The organism is Pseudomonas sp. AAC, assembly GCF_000725445.1.
Classification (GTDB): domain Bacteria; phylum Pseudomonadota; class Gammaproteobacteria; order Pseudomonadales; family Pseudomonadaceae; genus Pseudomonas; species Pseudomonas citronellolis.
In genome coordinates this window covers 368892-383455 of record NZ_KL647098.1, presented here as the reverse complement: position 1 = coordinate 383455, position 14564 = coordinate 368892, and the positions used below count along the sequence as shown (strand labels likewise).

General features: G+C 69.7%; 12 protein-coding genes. 4 read left to right on the top strand and 8 right to left on the bottom strand.

Annotated features, from left to right (window positions below; translation table 11 throughout):
* Positions 1 to 280 precede the first annotated feature (280 nt).
* Entirely contained in the window at positions 281 to 2191 is a 1911-nt protein-coding gene (gene quiC, locus FG99_RS19340) for a 3-dehydroshikimate dehydratase QuiC (protein ID WP_043271886.1), read from the top strand.
* A gap of 93 nt (positions 2192 to 2284) precedes the next feature.
* The gene (locus tag FG99_RS19335) at positions 2285 to 2950 is read left to right on the top strand and encodes a TetR/AcrR family transcriptional regulator (RefSeq protein WP_043271885.1); all 666 of its coding nucleotides are present in this window, start codon (positions 2285 to 2287) and stop codon (positions 2948 to 2950) included.
* Here FG99_RS19335 and FG99_RS19330 read toward each other — a convergent pair.
* The 4 genes from FG99_RS19330 to FG99_RS19315 all read right to left on the bottom strand — a co-directional run bounded on the left by FG99_RS19330 (position 2892) and on the right by FG99_RS19315 (position 7549).
* On the bottom strand, positions 2892 to 4619 hold the full coding sequence (locus FG99_RS19330; RefSeq protein ID WP_141766043.1) for an FAD-dependent oxidoreductase: 1728 nt from the start codon (positions 4617 to 4619) through the stop codon (positions 2892 to 2894). The genes FG99_RS19335 and FG99_RS19330 overlap by 59 nt on opposite strands.
* 64 nt (positions 4620 to 4683) lie before the next feature.
* Positions 4684 to 5004, bottom strand: coding sequence for an NIPSNAP family protein (locus FG99_RS19325; RefSeq protein ID WP_009622855.1), 321 nt, complete (start codon positions 5002 to 5004; stop codon positions 4684 to 4686).
* A gap of 2 nt (positions 5005 to 5006) precedes the next feature.
* The gene (locus FG99_RS19320) at positions 5007 to 6737 is read right to left on the bottom strand and encodes an FAD-dependent oxidoreductase (RefSeq protein ID WP_043271884.1); all 1731 of its coding nucleotides are present in this window, start codon (positions 6735 to 6737) and stop codon (positions 5007 to 5009) included.
* A complete protein-coding gene (locus FG99_RS19315) occupies positions 6734 to 7549 on the bottom strand; it encodes a shikimate dehydrogenase family protein (protein WP_043271883.1) in 816 nt (271 codons plus the stop codon). The genes FG99_RS19320 and FG99_RS19315 overlap by 4 nt, the downstream gene beginning before the upstream one ends.
* A gap of 151 nt (positions 7550 to 7700) precedes the next feature.
* On the opposite strand from FG99_RS19315, the gene FG99_RS19310 reads away from it, so the two are divergent.
* Both FG99_RS19310 and FG99_RS19305 read left to right on the top strand, forming a co-directional pair.
* The gene (locus FG99_RS19310; RefSeq protein WP_043271882.1) at positions 7701 to 8471 is read left to right on the top strand and encodes an IclR family transcriptional regulator domain-containing protein; all 771 of its coding nucleotides are present in this window, start codon (positions 7701 to 7703) and stop codon (positions 8469 to 8471) included.
* Positions 8472 to 8554: 83 nt separating this feature from the next.
* A complete protein-coding gene (locus FG99_RS19305) occupies positions 8555 to 9298 on the top strand; it encodes a sulfite exporter TauE/SafE family protein (RefSeq protein WP_043271881.1) in 744 nt (247 codons plus the stop codon).
* 459 nt (positions 9299 to 9757) lie between these two features.
* On the opposite strand, the gene FG99_RS19300 is transcribed toward FG99_RS19305, so the two are convergent.
* The 4 genes from FG99_RS19300 to FG99_RS19285 form a co-directional block, all read right to left on the bottom strand.
* Positions 9758 to 10609, bottom strand: a complete 852-nt coding sequence (locus FG99_RS19300; protein ID WP_043271880.1) for a shikimate dehydrogenase — start codon at positions 10607 to 10609, stop codon at positions 9758 to 9760.
* Positions 10610 to 10613: 4 nt separating this feature from the next.
* Positions 10614 to 11054, bottom strand: coding sequence for a type II 3-dehydroquinate dehydratase (aroQ, locus tag FG99_RS19295; RefSeq protein ID WP_043271879.1), 441 nt, complete (start codon positions 11052 to 11054; stop codon positions 10614 to 10616).
* A 193-nt stretch (positions 11055 to 11247) separates the two neighbouring features.
* Positions 11248 to 12087 carry an aldo/keto reductase gene (locus FG99_RS19290; protein ID WP_009622844.1) on the bottom strand — a complete coding sequence of 280 codons (840 nt, stop codon included), beginning with the start codon at positions 12085 to 12087 and terminating at the stop codon, positions 11248 to 11250.
* Positions 12054 to 13823: an FAD-dependent oxidoreductase gene (locus tag FG99_RS19285; RefSeq protein WP_043271878.1), complete on the bottom strand. Its 1770-nt coding sequence runs from the start codon at positions 13821 to 13823 to the stop codon at positions 12054 to 12056. The genes FG99_RS19290 and FG99_RS19285 overlap by 34 nt, the downstream gene beginning before the upstream one ends.
* Between the last annotated feature and the right edge of the window lie 741 nt (positions 13824 to 14564).

The window sequence follows — 14564 nt, the reverse complement described above, 5'->3', positions numbered from 1 at the left end:
CAAGGCGTCTCGCGGGCCAGGGGAGGCATGGCCCTGGTGTGTCGCGGTGAATCCATGGTCGGCCACTGGACGAAAAACCGTCAATTCGCCGATCGGCCTTTTGTTCGCTGATCGAACACAAAACTAACTGGTTCGTACAATTTGCCTTGCCGCTGGAAAATACCCTGCGAATAATCCAATGACCAGCCGTGCGTCCTACGGCTGGCGATATTTCCGAAGGTCGCCGACAGCCGGCGGCCAGGCCATGGCTCGCAGAAGCCAGCAGCACAGGAGCCCCAGCATGCAGCGCTCGATCGCCACCGTCTCCCTGAGCGGTACCCTGCCCGAGAAACTCGAAGCCATCGCCGCCGCCGGCTTCGACGGCGTGGAGATCTTCGAAAACGACCTCCTGTACTACGACGGCAGCCCGCGCGACGTGCGCCAGATGTGCGCCGACCTGAATCTGGCGATCACCCTGTTCCAGCCCTTCCGCGATTTCGAGGGCTGCCGCCGCGAGCGCCTGGCGCGCAACCTGGAGCGCGCCGAGCGCAAGTTCGACCTGATGCAGGAGCTGGGCACCGACCTGGTGCTGGTGTGCAGCAACACCGTCGCCGACTCCCTGGGCGAGCGCGACATTCTCGTCGACGACCTCCGCGAGCTGGCCGAGCGCGCCGGCAAGCGCGGCCTGCGCATCGGCTACGAGGCCCTGGCCTGGGGCCGCCACGTCAACACCTGGCAGCAGGTCTGGGACCTGGTGAAAGCCGCCGACCACCCGGCCCTGGGCGTGTTGCTGGACAGCTTCCACACCCTGTCGATCAAGGGCGACCCCAGCGGCATCGCCGACATCCCCGGCGAGAAGATCTTCTTCGTGCAGATGGCCGACGCGCCCGTGCTGGCCATGGACGTGCTGGAATGGAGCCGGCACTTCCGCTGCTTCCCCGGCCAGGGCGAGTTCGACCTGGCGGGCTTCCTCGCGCCCATCCTGCGCAGCGGCTACCAGGGCCCGCTGTCGCTGGAAATCTTCAACGATGGTTTCCGCGCCTCGCCGACCCGCGCCAACGCCGCCGACGGCCTGCGCTCGCTGCTCTACCTGGAGGAGAAGACGCGCCGCCTGCTGGAGCAGGACGCCGCTCCCGCCGGCGACCCTGGCATCCTCTTCGCGCCGCCGCCGGCCAGCCGCTACGACGGCGTGGAGTTCCTCGAATTCGCCGTGGACGAGAACCTGGGCGCGCGCCTGGGCAACTGGCTGGAGAAGCTCGGCTTCGCCCGCGCCGGCGAACACCGCTCCAAGGCGGTGAGCCTGCTGCGCCAGGGCGACATCAACATCGTGCTCAACGCCGAGCCATACTCCTTCGCCCACAACTTCTTCGAAGCCCACGGCCCCTCGCTGTGCGCCACCGCCCTGCGGGTGCGCGACGGCGCCCAGGCCCTGGAGCGCGCCCAGGCCTTCCGTGGCCAGCCGTTCCGCGGCCTGGTCGGCCCCAACGAACGCGAGGTGCCCGCGGTGCGCGCCCCCGACGGCAGCCTAATCTACCTGGTGGAGCAGGGCGCGCCGGGGCAGACCATCTACGACAGCGACTTCCGCCTCGACGCCCAGGCCCAGGCCAGCGGCAACCTGCAGCGCATCGACCACATGGCCATGGCCCTGCCGGCCGACAGCCTGGACAGCTGGGTGCTGTTCTACAAGGCGCTGTTCGACTTCGAGGCCGACGACGAGGTGGTCCTGCCCGACCCCTACGGCCTGGTGAAAAGCCGCGCCATCCGCAGCCGCTGCGGCAGCCTGCGCCTGCCGCTGAACATCTCGGAGAACCGCAACACCGCCATTTCCCACGCGTTGTCCAGCTACCGCGGCTCGGGCGTGCACCACATCGCCTTCGCCTGCGAAGACATCTTCGCCGAGGTCACCCGCGCCAAGCAGGCCGGGGTGCCGCTGCTGGACATCCCGCTGAACTACTACGACGACCTGGCGGCGCGCTTCGACTTCGACGACGAGTTCCTCAGCGAACTGGCCTACTTCAACGTGCTCTACGACCGCGACGCCCAGGGCGGCGAGCTGTTCCACGTCTACACCGAGCCGTTCGAGGGGCGCTTCTTCTTCGAAATCCTCCAGCGCAGGAACGGCTATGCCGGCTACGGCGCGGCCAACGTCGCCGTGCGCCTGGCGGCCATGGCCCAGGCGCGCAGCGGCGCCGCGCGCAAGCCCAAGCTGTAGTGCCCGGGGGCGGCGCGGCAAGCCCCGCGCCGCTTCCCTTGGCGGGGTGGCGAGGCCCATAATCGGCGCTCTCCGTGAGGCTGCGAGCCAACCATGCCGAATGTCGTCGAACCCCTGGACCCCGCCGAAGTGCGTGGCAAGGGCCGCAAGAACAACCCCGAGAAAACCCGCGAGGGCATCCTCCAGGCGGCCATCGCCGAGTTCGTCCAGCAGGGCCTGTCCGGTGCCCGGGTGGACGCCATCGCCGAGCGCACGCACACCTCCAAGCGCATGATCTACTACTACTTCGGCAGCAAGGAGCAGCTCTACGTCGAAGTGCTGGAGAAGCTCTACGGCGACATCCGCCACACCGAGGACAAGCTGCACCTGGCGGAACTGGAGCCGCTGGAGGCGATCCGCCGCACCGTCGAGTTCGCCTTCGACCACCACGACCGCAACGTCGACTTCGTGCGCATCGTTTCCATCGAGAACATCCACCACGGCGAGTACGTGAAGAAGTCCACGGCGATCCGCTCGATGAGCAACAACATGCTGCTGTCGCTGGCCGAGATTCTTCGCCGCGGCGCCGAGCAGGGCCTGTTCCGCGAGGGCATCGACCCGCTGGACCTGCACCTGTTCATCAGCTCGTTCTGCTTCTACCGCGTGTCCAACCGCAACACCTTCGGCGAAATCTTCCAGATCGACCTGGCCGACGAGCAGGTCAAGCAACGCCACAAGCAGATGATCTGCGAGGCGGTGCTGCGCTACATCCAGCGCTGAGCCCGGCCAGCTCCAGGCCGGCGAGGTAGCCGAAGGTCATGCCCGGCCCCAGGGTGATGCCGCCGCTGGGGTAGTGGCCGGCCATCACGCTGGCCATGTCGTTGCCCACCGCGTACAGCCCCTCGATGGCCGCGCCGCTGGCGTCCAGCACCCGCGCGCGGGCGTCGGTGCGCAGGCCGGCGAAGGTGCCGAGGCTGCCAGGCAGCAGCTTCACCGCATAGAACGGACCTTTTTCCAGGGGCCGCAGCGACGCGTTGGGATGCTGCCGCGCTTCGCCCTGGGCCTTGTTGTAGGCCGAGCGGCCGCGCTGGAAATCCGCGTCCTCGCCCAGCGCCGCGTGTTCGTTGAAGCGCTCCACCGTCGCCTGCAGTTGCTCGGCGTCGATGCCGCAGCGCGCCGCCAGTTGCGCCAGGCTGCGGGCTTTGACCAGATAGCCGCGGCGTTCGTAGGGCAGGTCCGGGAAGGGCAAGGGCTTCACCCAGCCGATGCCGTAGCGCCGCCGCGCCCGGGCGTCGGCGATCAGCCAGGCTTCGTGGGGCTCGCCCGGCGGCGTGGCGACGAACAGGGCGCTCATGAGGTCGTGGTAGCAGTCGGCTTCGTTGGCGAAGCGGCGGCCGTCGCGGCGCACGCAGAGGAAGCCGGGCTTGGCCCGTTCGATCAGGTGCGGGAAGTGGCCGACGCTGCCGTCGCGGCGCGGCACCAGGGACACCGGCACCCAGGCGCCGGCGTGGGCCAGGTCGGCGCGGACCTGCGCGCCTACGGCTTCGCCCAGGCGCAGGCCATCGCCGCTGTTCTGCGGCGGCGCGGCGGAGCGGTGCTGCCAGCCGTCCGGGGCGTGGGGCATGTGTCGGGCGATACGCTCGCGGTCATGGGGGAAGCCGCCGCAGGCCAGGACCACGCCGCGACGGGCGTGGAACTCCAGGGTGTCGCTGCGCGCACCGGTCACCTTGCCGCCTTCGCGGAGCAGTTCGTGGATCGGCGTTTGCGTCAGCAACTGCACCTTCAGGTCCAGGGCGCTGCGCAGCAGGCGCGCCACCAGGGCGTTGCCGTTGACCAACTGCGTGCCGCGCCCATGCCGCAGACGCCCGTACCAGTGCCGGGCGATGCGCTTGAGCGCGTAGAGCGCGGCTTTCGGCGAGCGCGTGGCGTCGAGGAAGTTGGCCAGGTCGGCGCCGCCGGCGATGCCCATGCCGGCCAGGCTGACGAGGTCCAGCGGCTCGCGCAGGTGGCGCAGCCAGGGGCCGAGTTCGCGGCCGTCGTAGGGCTGGGCGCACAGTGAGCGGCCGCCGGCGGCGGAGCCCTCGCCATCGCGCATGTCCGGCATGTGAGTGCCGCTGAAGAACTGCACGGCGCTGTGGCGCTGGAAGAACTCGACCATCTCCGGGCCGTGGCGGAGGAAGGCGGCCTGGCGCTCGTCCAGTTGCTCGGCATGGACCTGCGCCTTGAGGTAGCGCTCCGGCGCATCGTCCGGTTCGATGTGGCCCTCGGCGAGGGCCAGCGGGTTGCGCGGGATCCACAGCCAGCCGCCGGACCAGGCGCTGGTGCCGCCGAGCTGCGCGGCCTTTTCCGCCACGACCACGCGCAGGCCGTGGTGCGCGGCGGTCACGGCGGCGGCCAGGCCGGCGGCGCCGGAGCCGATCACCAGGACGTCGCAGTCGAGGGTTTGCAAGGTGGGCATGGGTTTTCTCTTGTCGTTATCGGGGCGCGCGGAAGGGCTCCGCGCGCCGGGGCCATCACTGCAGCGGGGAGAAGCCGGTGGGCTTCATCAGCCGCGATTCCAGCTTGAGCACCGCGCCCAGTTCCCGGTTCAGCTTGCCGAACTCGGCCCAGCGCGGGTCGGCGGCCATGCTGGCGCGGCGCTGCATGCGCTCGTCCAGGCTCTCGTAGGCCCACAGGTGCACCACCTGGCTGCATTCGCCGAACTCGGTGGTGAAGAAGCCCACCAGCCTGCCCAGGTGCTCGGTCTGCACCTCGTAGGCGTGGCTGCGGTACAGGGCCAGCCAGTCGGCGAGTTTCAGCGGGTCGATGCTGTAGGTGCGCAGTTCGTAGTACATCGTCAGTGCTCCAGGGTTGTTTGTTGCGAGGCCGGCGCGGCGAGGCGCGCGGCTATGTGGTTGGCCGCCAGCCAGGCGAAGGTCAGGCCGGGGCCGAGGGTGATGCCGGGGCCGGGATAGGTGCCGTCCATCAGCGAGTTCATGTCGTTGCCGGCGGCGTAGAGGCCGGGGATCGGCTGGCCGTCGCGGCCGAGCACGCGGGCCTGGCCGTCGGTGACCAGGCCGCGGGCCGAGCCGAGGTCGCCGGTGTGCAGGCGGACGGCGTAGTAGGGCGCCTTCTCCAGCGGCGCCAGGCAGGGGTTGGGGCGGTGGTCCGGGTCGCCCATGTAGCGGTTGTAGCTGTTGCCGCCCTTGGCGAAGTCCGCGTCGACGCCGTTGCGCGCGTTGGCGTTGAAGCGCTCCAGCGTCTGACGCAGGCCCTCGGCGTCGATGCCGAGGGCGCGGGCCAGGGCGTCCGGCGAGTCGGCCTGGTACAGGTAGCCGGCCTGCACCAGCGCGCTGTTGTCGACCGGCTTCGGTCGCGCCAGGCCCAGGCCGTAGCGGTTCATGGCGCTGGCGTCGCAGATCAGCCAGCACTCGGTGTTGCCGCTGGCGAACATGCTCTGCACGAAGTGATGGTAGGAGTTGGACTCGTTGACGAAGCGCCGGCCGGCGCGGTTCACCGCGATCACCCCGGGCTTGGCGCGGTCGGTGACCAGGTGCGGGAAGCGCTCGTGGCGGCCGTCGGCATGGCGCAGTTCGGAGACCGGCGCCCAGAAGAAGTTCGCCGCCAGGCCCTCGCCGGCTGCCGCGCCTATGGCCTCGCCCAGGCGCAGGGCGGCGCCGTCGTTGCAGTCCGGCGACATGCTCAGGTGCTCGCCGTCGCTCGCCGGACGGAAGCGCTCGGCCAGCTTGCCGGCGGCAAAACCGCCCATGGCGCAGACCACGCCGCCATGCACGCGGATGCGCTCGATGCGGCCTTCGTGCAGCACCTGGGCGCCGACCACTACGCCATTCTCGACCAGCAACTGCTGCGCCTCGCTGTTCAGCCACAGCTCCACGCCCTTGGCGAAGGCCGTGGTGGCCAGGCGCGCGATCAGGGCGTTGCCGGTGGTCAGGCGCGTGCCGCGGTGGTGGCTGAGGCGGTCGAGGCCATAGCGGGCCAGCAGCTTCAGGCAGTGCCACAACGACTTCGGCGAACGGCGGAAGCTGAGGAAATGCTGGATGTCCACGCGGTTCACCATCATGCCGCCGAACAGCAGCATGCCCGGCGGCGGCATGCGCAGGTCGCGGAAGCGCTCGCCGAGGTGGCGGCCGTCGTACTCGACCATCTCCAGGGCGCGGCCGAATTCGGTGCCGCCTTCCTCGTCGGGGTAGTAGTCCGGCGAGTGTGGGCGCAGGGCGTAGCGCAGCTCGGTGTTGGCCTCCAGCCAGCGCAGGGCCCGGTGGCCGTTGCGGATGAAGCTGTCGACCAGCTCGGGCTTGTAGCCCGGGCCGATGGTGCGCCGCAGGTAGGTGCGCATGGCTTCTTCGGAGTCCTTCGCGCCGGCGGCGCGGGCCTGGTCGGTGCCGTAGACCCATACCGCGCCGCCGGAGATGGCCGAGGTGCCGCCGAAGCTCGCCGCCTTCTCCAGCATCAGCACGCGCAGGCCCTGGCAGGCGGCAGTGGCCGCGGCGGCGAAACCGGCGGCGCCGCTGCCCAGCACCAGCAGGTCGCACTCGCGGCTCCAGGCCGGGGCGTTGAGGCTGGTCATGGCTGGATCTCCAGCGGCGTGACGCCCATGAAGGCGCCCAGGTTGCCCAGCTGCGCGAAGGCCATTTCGGCGCCGGTCTGGATGCGGCAGCCCGCCTCGCGGGCGCGCTCCAGCAGCGGGGTGATCTCCGGCTTGGTGATCACGTCGGCCACCAGGGTGTGCGCCTGCAGGCCGTCGAGCAGCATGCCCGGCAGCGGCAACTCGCCGGTGCCGCCCATGCCCACCGGCGAGGCGTTGACCAGCAGGTCGAGGCCGGCCAGGTCGTCGCAGCCCACGCCGATGCGCACCTGGGGGAAGAGGGCGCCCAGGCGCTCGACCAGGGCGGCGGCGCGCACCTGGTCGAGGTCGCGCAGGCGCAGCTCGCCGATGCCGGCTTCGCACAGCGCATAGGCGATGGCGCTGCCGACGCCGCCGGAGCCGACCACCAGCGCGCGCTTGCCGGCCGGCTGCAGGCCATGGCGCCGGGCGGCGTTGAGGAAGCCGGCGCCGTCGACGTTGTCGCCCAGCAGGCGGCCGTCGGCCTCGCGGCGGATCACGTTGACCGAGCCCAGCGCCTCGGCGCGGGCGCTCAGGCCGTCCAGGCGCGGCGCCAGGGCCTGCTTGTAGGGCACGGTGACCACGCAGCCGCGCAGGTTGTGCCAGCCGCGCAGGGTGGCGACGAAGGCATCGAGCGCGTCGGCGCCCAGGTCGATGGCGATCATCGCCAGGTCGTGGCCGTTGTGGGCGAACCAGGTGTTGAAGTTCTCCGGCGACTTCACCTGCGCGATGGGTGTGCCGACGATGGCGACCAGTTCGGTGGAACCGCGAATCATGCTGACCTCCAGGGGTTCTTGGCGTTGTTCTGTTGGCCAGGGTGCGGCGGCGGGCTTTTGCGCTCAATGCGATTGACGGCGCTTTAGTGCGGTATTCGCAGTGACAATGCGATAATCGCAATATTCGGCCAAATTACCCGGAGCCCGTGCCTTGGAAACCCCCAGCATCCACCCCCGCGACCTGATCGCCGGCCTGCAGAAAGGCCTGGCGCTGATGCAACTGTTCAGCGCCGAGCGCCCGCGCCTGAGCGTGCCCGAGGCGGCGCGGCTGTCCGGCCTCACCCCCAGCGCCGCGCGGCGCTTCCTGCTGACCCTGGTGCACGAAGGCTTCGCCGAGACCGACAGCCGCCACTACTGGCTGACGCCCAAGGCATTGCGCATCGGCCAGGCCTACGTGGATTCGGCGCAGCTGCCGCGCATGCTGCGGCCCATCGTCGAGCAGGTGGCGCGGCAGACCCAGGAGCACGTCTCGGTGGGCACCCGCGACGGCGACGAGATCGTCCACGTGGTGCGCAGCCGCTACAGCCACATCGCCTCGCTGTCGATCCGCCCCGGCTCGCGGGTGCCCATGTACTGCACCGCCAGCGGCCGCCTGTGGCTGGCGGTGCTGGGCGAGGCGGAGCTGGCGGCCTATTTCGAACGCAATCCGCCGCGGGCGCTGACGCCCTACACGCTGACGGACATGGACGCCTTGCACGCCGAGATCGCCAAGGTCGCCCGGCAGGGCTACTGCGTGGTGGACCAGGAATACGAGATCGGCATGCGCGTGATCGGCGTGCCGCTGCTGGACCGCAGCGGGCGCATGCGCGCGAGCCTGGCCATCACCACCCACGCCTCGCGCCTGGGCCTGGACGAAATGCGCCTGCGCTACCTGCCGGCGCTGTACGAGGCACAGGCGCTGCTGCGCCCGGTGGTGGACTGAGCGGGCGCTGATCGCCCGCGGGGCCTGGCGCAGACGCGTCGACGCGGCATAATCGGCGGCTCCGTGTGCCGACGAGTTGCGTGATGACCCTCGAATTCCTCCTGGTGGCGATCCCCGCCGTGCTGCTCACCGGCGTCTCCAAGGGCGGCTTCGGCGGCGCCCTGGGCGGCATCGCCGTGCCGCTGATGGCCCTGGCCATGCCGCCGACCCTGGCCGCGGCGCTGATGCTGCCGATCCTCTGCATGGCCGATTTCACCGGCCTGCGGCGCTTCTACGGCAAGTGGGACCTGCGCAACCTGAAGATCATGCTGCCCGGCGCGCTGCTGGGCGTGGCGGCGGGCGCGCTGAGCTTCGGCCTGCTCAGCGAACGCTTCATCGCCCTGCTGATCGGCGGCATCGCCATCGCCTTCGTGCTGCTCAACACCCTGGTGGCCCGCGCCGCCGCCCAGCCGAAACCGGCGGCCGTGGGCAAGGGCGTGGTGCTCTCGGGCATCGCCGGCTTCACCAGCTTCGTCGCCCACGCCGGCGGTCCGCCGGTGATGATGTACCTGCTGCCGCAGCAACTGGAGAAGGTGCGCTACATCGCCACGGTGAACTGCTTCTTCCTGCTGACCAACGCCATCAAGCTGGTGCCCTACGCGCTGCTCGGCCAGTTCACCTGGAGCAACCTGGGGACCAGCCTGCTGCTGGCGCCCATCGTGGTGCTGGGTGTGTGGCTGGGCATCTGGTTGCAGGACAAGGTCAACCATGTGTGGTTCTACCGCATTGCGCGGCTGGGGTTGCTGGCGACCGGGGTGCAGTTGGTTTGGGAGAACTGGCGGGGATAGGGGGCAGGGCTTTTCGTAGGAGCGAGGGGGACGCCTAGTTCTTGCTCGCGAACAATGGCGTCAGGTTTGACTCCGGAGCTGGGGTGGAGTCCGCAACCCTCTCCCCAGCCCTCTCCCTGAAGGGAGAGGGAGCTTGTCCGTGCCGAGAATGGATGTGGTGTCAGCCGGTCACTCGGTACAAGCCGGCTAACACAGAAACACCCGCGCACTCCGAACGGTCCCCTCTCCCTTCAGGGAGAGGGTTAGGGAGAGGGCGCTCTTCAACGCAAATACCATGGACCCAAGGAGCGTAGGGCGAATAACGCTCCGCGTTATCCGCCGCCTGACCGTGGCCGAGCGCCCGCTGGTTGTAGAACAGGGCTCCGCTTTGGTGGCCGATGAGGCGTCCAGCAGAACCTCGCAGCCGGGCAGGGGACCGGTGTATCGGCGTATAACCGCGAACGGTTATACGCCCTACGCTCAATCCAGGCTGCGGAAGTGGGCTTGCATCCGCTGCGCATCGGCCGCTCGGCCGCTGAACAGCTCGAAGGCCTTCACCGCCTGGAACACCGCCATGGTGCCGCCGTCCAGCGTGCGGCAGCCGAGGCTGCGGGCGTGGCGCAGCAGTTCGGTTTCCAGCGGGAAGTAGATGATCTCCGCCACCCACAGCTCGGCGCGCAGCAGTTCCACCGGCAGCGGCGTGCCGGGCAGCTTGGTCATGCCCACCGGGGTGGTGTTGACCAGGCCGTCGGCCACCGCCATGGCGGCCGGCAGGTCGGTGCAGAGCAGCGCCCGGCCATGGCCGAAATGCTGGTTGAGGTTGTTCACCAGGGCCTCGGCGCGGGCCGCGTCCACTTCGTAGACGCTCAGTTGCTCCACGCCTTCGCTGAGCAGCGCGTGGGCCACCGCAGCGCCCGCACCGCCGGCGCCCAACTGCACCACGCGGTTGCGCTTCACGTCGGCCAGGCCGCGGCGGAAGCCTTCGGCGAAGCCCAGGCAATCGGTGTTGTGGCCGACGCGCTTGCCGTCCTTCAGCACCACGGTATTCACCGCGCCTATGCCGCGCGCTTCCTCGGAGAGTTCGTCCAGCAGCGGGATGATCGCCTGCTTGCACGGGAAGGTGATGTTCAGCCCGGTGAAGCCCAGGCGCTGGGCGCCGTCGAGCAGTTCGGGCAGGGCGTCGAGGTTCAGCTTCAGCTGGTCCAGGTCGATCAGTCGGTACAGGTAGCGCAGGCCCTGGGCGTCGCCTTCGTGCTCGTGCAGGGCGGGGGTGCGCGAGGCCTGGATGCCGGCGCCGATCAGGCCGGCGAGGATGGACGTCTTCTGGCTCATGGCATCAGCCCCGCAGCAGGTGGGCGAAGTGGTCGAGGGCCAGGCGGTAGCCGTTGCTGCCGAAGCCGGCCAGCACGCCCACGGCGATGCCCGAGACGAAGGAGTGGTGACGGAACTCCTCGCGCTTGTGCACGTTGGACAGGTGCACCTCGATCACCGGCAGCTCCACCGCCGCCAGGGCGTCGCGGATGGCCACCGAGGTGTGCGTCCAGGCCGCCGGGTTGATCACGATGCCGGCGCAACGGCCGCGCGCTTCGTGGATCCAGTCGATCAACTGGCCCTCGTGGTTGGTCTGCTTGAACTCCACCTGCAGGCCCAGCTCGTCGGCGCGCGCCTGGCAGAGGGCTTCGACGTCGACCAGCGTCTCGTGGCCGTAGGTGGCCGGTTCGCGGGTGCCGAGCAGGTTCAGGTTGGGGCCGTTGAGGATCAGGATCGGGAGGGGCATGCGGGTGTCTCTTGTAGGTCTTGTCGCCGCTGGAGTGCGGTCATCAGAAAATGTACTAAATGGTTACTTTCGTCAATTGGCTCACCGGGCTCTGGGCAAAAGCGCTGCAAGCCAGGCGCTGCAAGGCCCGGCGCGGTTTCTGGCCGGGCCGGGCGGAAGGAGGGGGGCGAGGAAGTGTGCGATCAGCGGACGGTCAGTCCCACTTCGGGGCGAATTCCGGGCTGACCAGGCGGACGTTCTTCGGCAGGGCGGCGATCTGCGCGCGGTCCTCGTCGTCCAGGCGCAGGTCGAGGGCGGCGAGGTTGGAGCGCTGGTTGGCCAGGCTGGCGGCCTTGGGGATGGCGGCCACGCCGTCCTGCTCCAGCAGCCAGGCCAGGGCCACCTGGCTGGGCAGCACGCCGTGGCGTTGGGCGATGGCCTGGATCGCCGGTTCCTCCAGCATGCGCCCGCGGCCCAGCGGGGTGTAGGCGGTGAGGGCCATGTCGTGGGCGCGGGCGTAGTCCAGCAGCGGTTGCTGGTTCAGCATCAGGTGGTATTCGACCTGGATGGCCGCCAGCGGCGCGCCCAGGGTTTCCACGGTCTCGCGCAGCAGCGCCAGGGGGAAGTTGGCCACGCCGATGGCGCGCGCCTTGCCGCTGTCGCGGGCGGCCACCAGGGCCTCGACGCTGCGCTTGAGGTCATCGCCGACGAGGCTGCCGTTCTTGCCCGGCCAGTGGATCATGAACAGGTCCAGGTAGTCGCTGCGCAGCGCGCGCAGGCTGTCGTCCAGGGACTGGGCGAGGTCGGCCGGGGCCAGGCGGTCCCACCAGACCTTGCTGGTGACGTGGACGTCTTCGCGGGCCACCGGGCTGTCGGCCAGCGCCTGGCCCACGGCGTCCTCGTTGTGGTAGCCGGCGGCGGTGTCGATGTGCCGGTAGCCCAGTTCCAGGGCCTGGCGCACGGCGGCGCTACACTCGGCGCCGGTCAGCGGCCAGGTGCCCAGGCCGAGCTTGGGCATGTTCAGGCCGTGGCGGTTGCGGATGCGTGCTTGCATGGGGTGGCTCCTGCTTGGGGTTCGTAGTCGTGGGCGCCGGCGGCGTGGCGGCCGGCGACGTAGCCGAAGGTCAGCGCCGGGCCGAGGTTGATGCCGCCGGAGGGGTAGTGGCCGCCGAACACGCTGGCCATGTCGGTGCCGGCGGCGTACAGGCCGGGGATCGGCTGGCCGTCGGCGCCGAGCACGCGGGCCTGGCCGTCGGTCTTCAGCCCGGCAAAGGTGCCGAAGCAGCCCGGCTGCACTTTGACCGCATAGAACGGGCCGTGCTCGATGGGCGCGACGCAGGGGTTGGGGCCGGGGTTGGCCGCATCGCCCTGCTTGCGGTTGAAGGCGGTGCTGCCGCGGCCGAAGGCCGGGTCCTCGCCGTTGCGGGCGTGGCGGTTGAAGTCGGCGACGGTCTGCGCCAGGCCCTGCGGGTCGATGCCGCAGAGCTGCGCCAGTTGCTCGATGCTGGCGCCGCGCTTGAGGTAGCCGCTGCGCAGGTGCGCGCCGATGGGCAGCGGCGCCGGGCGCACGTAGCCCAGGCCGTAGCGGCGCAGGAAGCGCTGGTCGCAGACCAGCCAGGAGCAGGGCTCCTGGTCCTCGGGCAGGGCGGCGAGCATCGCGCTGACGTAGTCGTAGTAGCCGTGGGCCTCGTTGACGAAGCGCCTGCCGTTGGCCAGCACGCCGATGATGCCGGGCTTGCCGCGCTCGATGATGTGCGGGAAGTGGCCGACGCTGCCGTCGCGGTGCGTGACCTTCGACACCGGGGCCCAGGCCACCGGCGAGCGCAGGTTCGTCTCGACGCTGCCGCCGGCGGCTTCGCCCAGGCGCAGGCCGTCGCCGGAGCAGGAGGCCGGCGGCAGGGCGAGGTTGTCGTGGCCGCTGGCGTCGCGGGGGAACAGCTGGCGGCGGCGCTCGGGGTCGTTGGGGAAGCCGCCGGCGGCGAGGACCACGGCCTTGGCGCGGATTTCCAGTTCGCCGCGCGGCGTCTTCACCACCGCACCGCGCACGGCGCCATCTTCCAAGAGTAGGCGCTGCGCCGGGCAGGATTCCATCAGGCGTACGCCCAGGTCTTGCGCCGACTTGGCCAGCCGCGCCACCAGCGCCACGCCGTTGACCAGGTGCATGGCGCGGCCGTAGCGGGCCAGGTGGTAGAAGTGGGTGAGTACGCGTTTGGCCACGTGGACGAACGCGCGCGGCGAGCGGGTCATGTTGAGGAAGGCGGCCAGGTCGGCGCCGGCCATGATCGGCATGCCGAGGAAGGAGGTCTCGCGCATGGTCTTGCGCAAGCGCGGCAGCAGGTCGCCGACCTCGCGGGCATCGTAGGGCGCGGCTATCACCTGGTGGCCGCCGCTGGCGGCGCCGGGGGTGTCGCCATGCATGTCGGGGATGCCGTTGCCGTCGGCGAACTGCAGGCGGGTGTGCTGCTCGAAGAAGGCCACCATGTGCGGCGCGGCTTCGAGAAAGGCATCCACCCGCGCGGCGTCGTAGTAGTCGCCCAGCTCGTTGCGCAGGTAGGTGCGCGGCTGCTCGATGTCCTCCTCGATGCCGGCACGCCGCGCCAGCGGGTTGCGCGGCACCCAGGCCCAGCCGCCGGACCAGGCGGTGGCGCCGCCGAACACCGCTTCCTTCTCCACCAGGATGACCTTCTGGCCATGCCAGGCGGCGGTGACGGCAGCGGCCAGGCCGGCGGCGCCGGAGCCGATCACCAGCAGGTCGCAGTCGGTGGGCGGCAGGTTCGGGGCAGGGGACATGGACAGGGGACTCCGCGGGAATTGTTTTTGGAACTTGGTTCCATAATCTGGTTTTGGGCGGAGTGAAGGCAAGCTGCCGGGCGCAACTACTGGTCGATAATCGGCCGGGGAGCGGACGTAGGATGGGTTGAGCGAAGCGATACCCATCATTCATCGGGGTGCTGGGCTGATCATTTCCATGCAAGGCTTGGTGGTGGGCTGGGCCTCGCCCCTCTCCCTAACCCTCTCCCTGAAGGGAGAGGGGACCGTTGGGCAGATGCGGATGTACAGGCGTTAGCCGGCAACGCCAAAAGTCTCAGGCTAATGCCATGCCTTCTCTCGGCACGGACAAGCCCCCTCTCCCTTCAGGGAGAGGGCTGGGGAGAGGGTTACGGACGCCAACCCAACTCCAGAGTCAAACCTGACGCCATTGTTCGCGAGCAAGCTCGCTCCTACAGATATTTCCGGCCTTCCCTGAAAATTGGGAAAGCTCACGCGAGAGCCTGCGATACTTCGCCTTGTTGCGCCTGAGTGGGGCTCGCTAGGGTTCGTTCGTCACGGCGATTGTCGTGATCGGGCGTGGAAACCCGGGTTGTCTTCGTAAGGGCGGTAGCACCATAGCTGTCCGGCAGGCGCTTCCTGTGCCGGTCGAACGCTGTTCTATGGTGGGCCGTGCGAGGCGGGCTTCGGCCCGGCCGGGTCCTACGAAGCCGGTATTTCCACCCTCGCACGGTCTGCCTCCTCATCCGTGGAAAGATAGAG

Coding starts and splice junctions, on each gene's coding strand:
- FG99_RS19320 (WP_043271884.1), bottom strand. CDS start 6,737: ATGACCAGCCTCAACGCCCCGGCCTGGAGCCGCGAGTGCGACCTGCTG.
- FG99_RS19315 (WP_043271883.1), bottom strand. CDS start 7,549: ATGATTCGCGGTTCCACCGAACTGGTCGCCATCGTCGGCACACCCATC.
- FG99_RS19285 (WP_043271878.1), bottom strand. CDS start 13,823: ATGTCCCCTGCCCCGAACCTGCCGCCCACCGACTGCGACCTGCTGGTG.
- aroQ (WP_043271879.1), bottom strand. CDS start 11,054: ATGCCCCTCCCGATCCTGATCCTCAACGGCCCCAACCTGAACCTGCTC.
- FG99_RS19290 (WP_009622844.1), bottom strand. CDS start 12,087: ATGCAAGCACGCATCCGCAACCGCCACGGCCTGAACATGCCCAAGCTC.
- quiC (WP_043271886.1), top strand. CDS start 281: ATGCAGCGCTCGATCGCCACCGTCTCCCTGAGCGGTACCCTGCCCGAG.
- FG99_RS19325 (WP_009622855.1), bottom strand. CDS start 5,004: ATGTACTACGAACTGCGCACCTACAGCATCGACCCGCTGAAACTCGCC.
- FG99_RS19305 (WP_043271881.1), top strand. CDS start 8,555: ATGACCCTCGAATTCCTCCTGGTGGCGATCCCCGCCGTGCTGCTCACC.
- FG99_RS19335 (WP_043271885.1), top strand. CDS start 2,285: ATGCCGAATGTCGTCGAACCCCTGGACCCCGCCGAAGTGCGTGGCAAG.
- FG99_RS19300 (WP_043271880.1), bottom strand. CDS start 10,609: ATGAGCCAGAAGACGTCCATCCTCGCCGGCCTGATCGGCGCCGGCATC.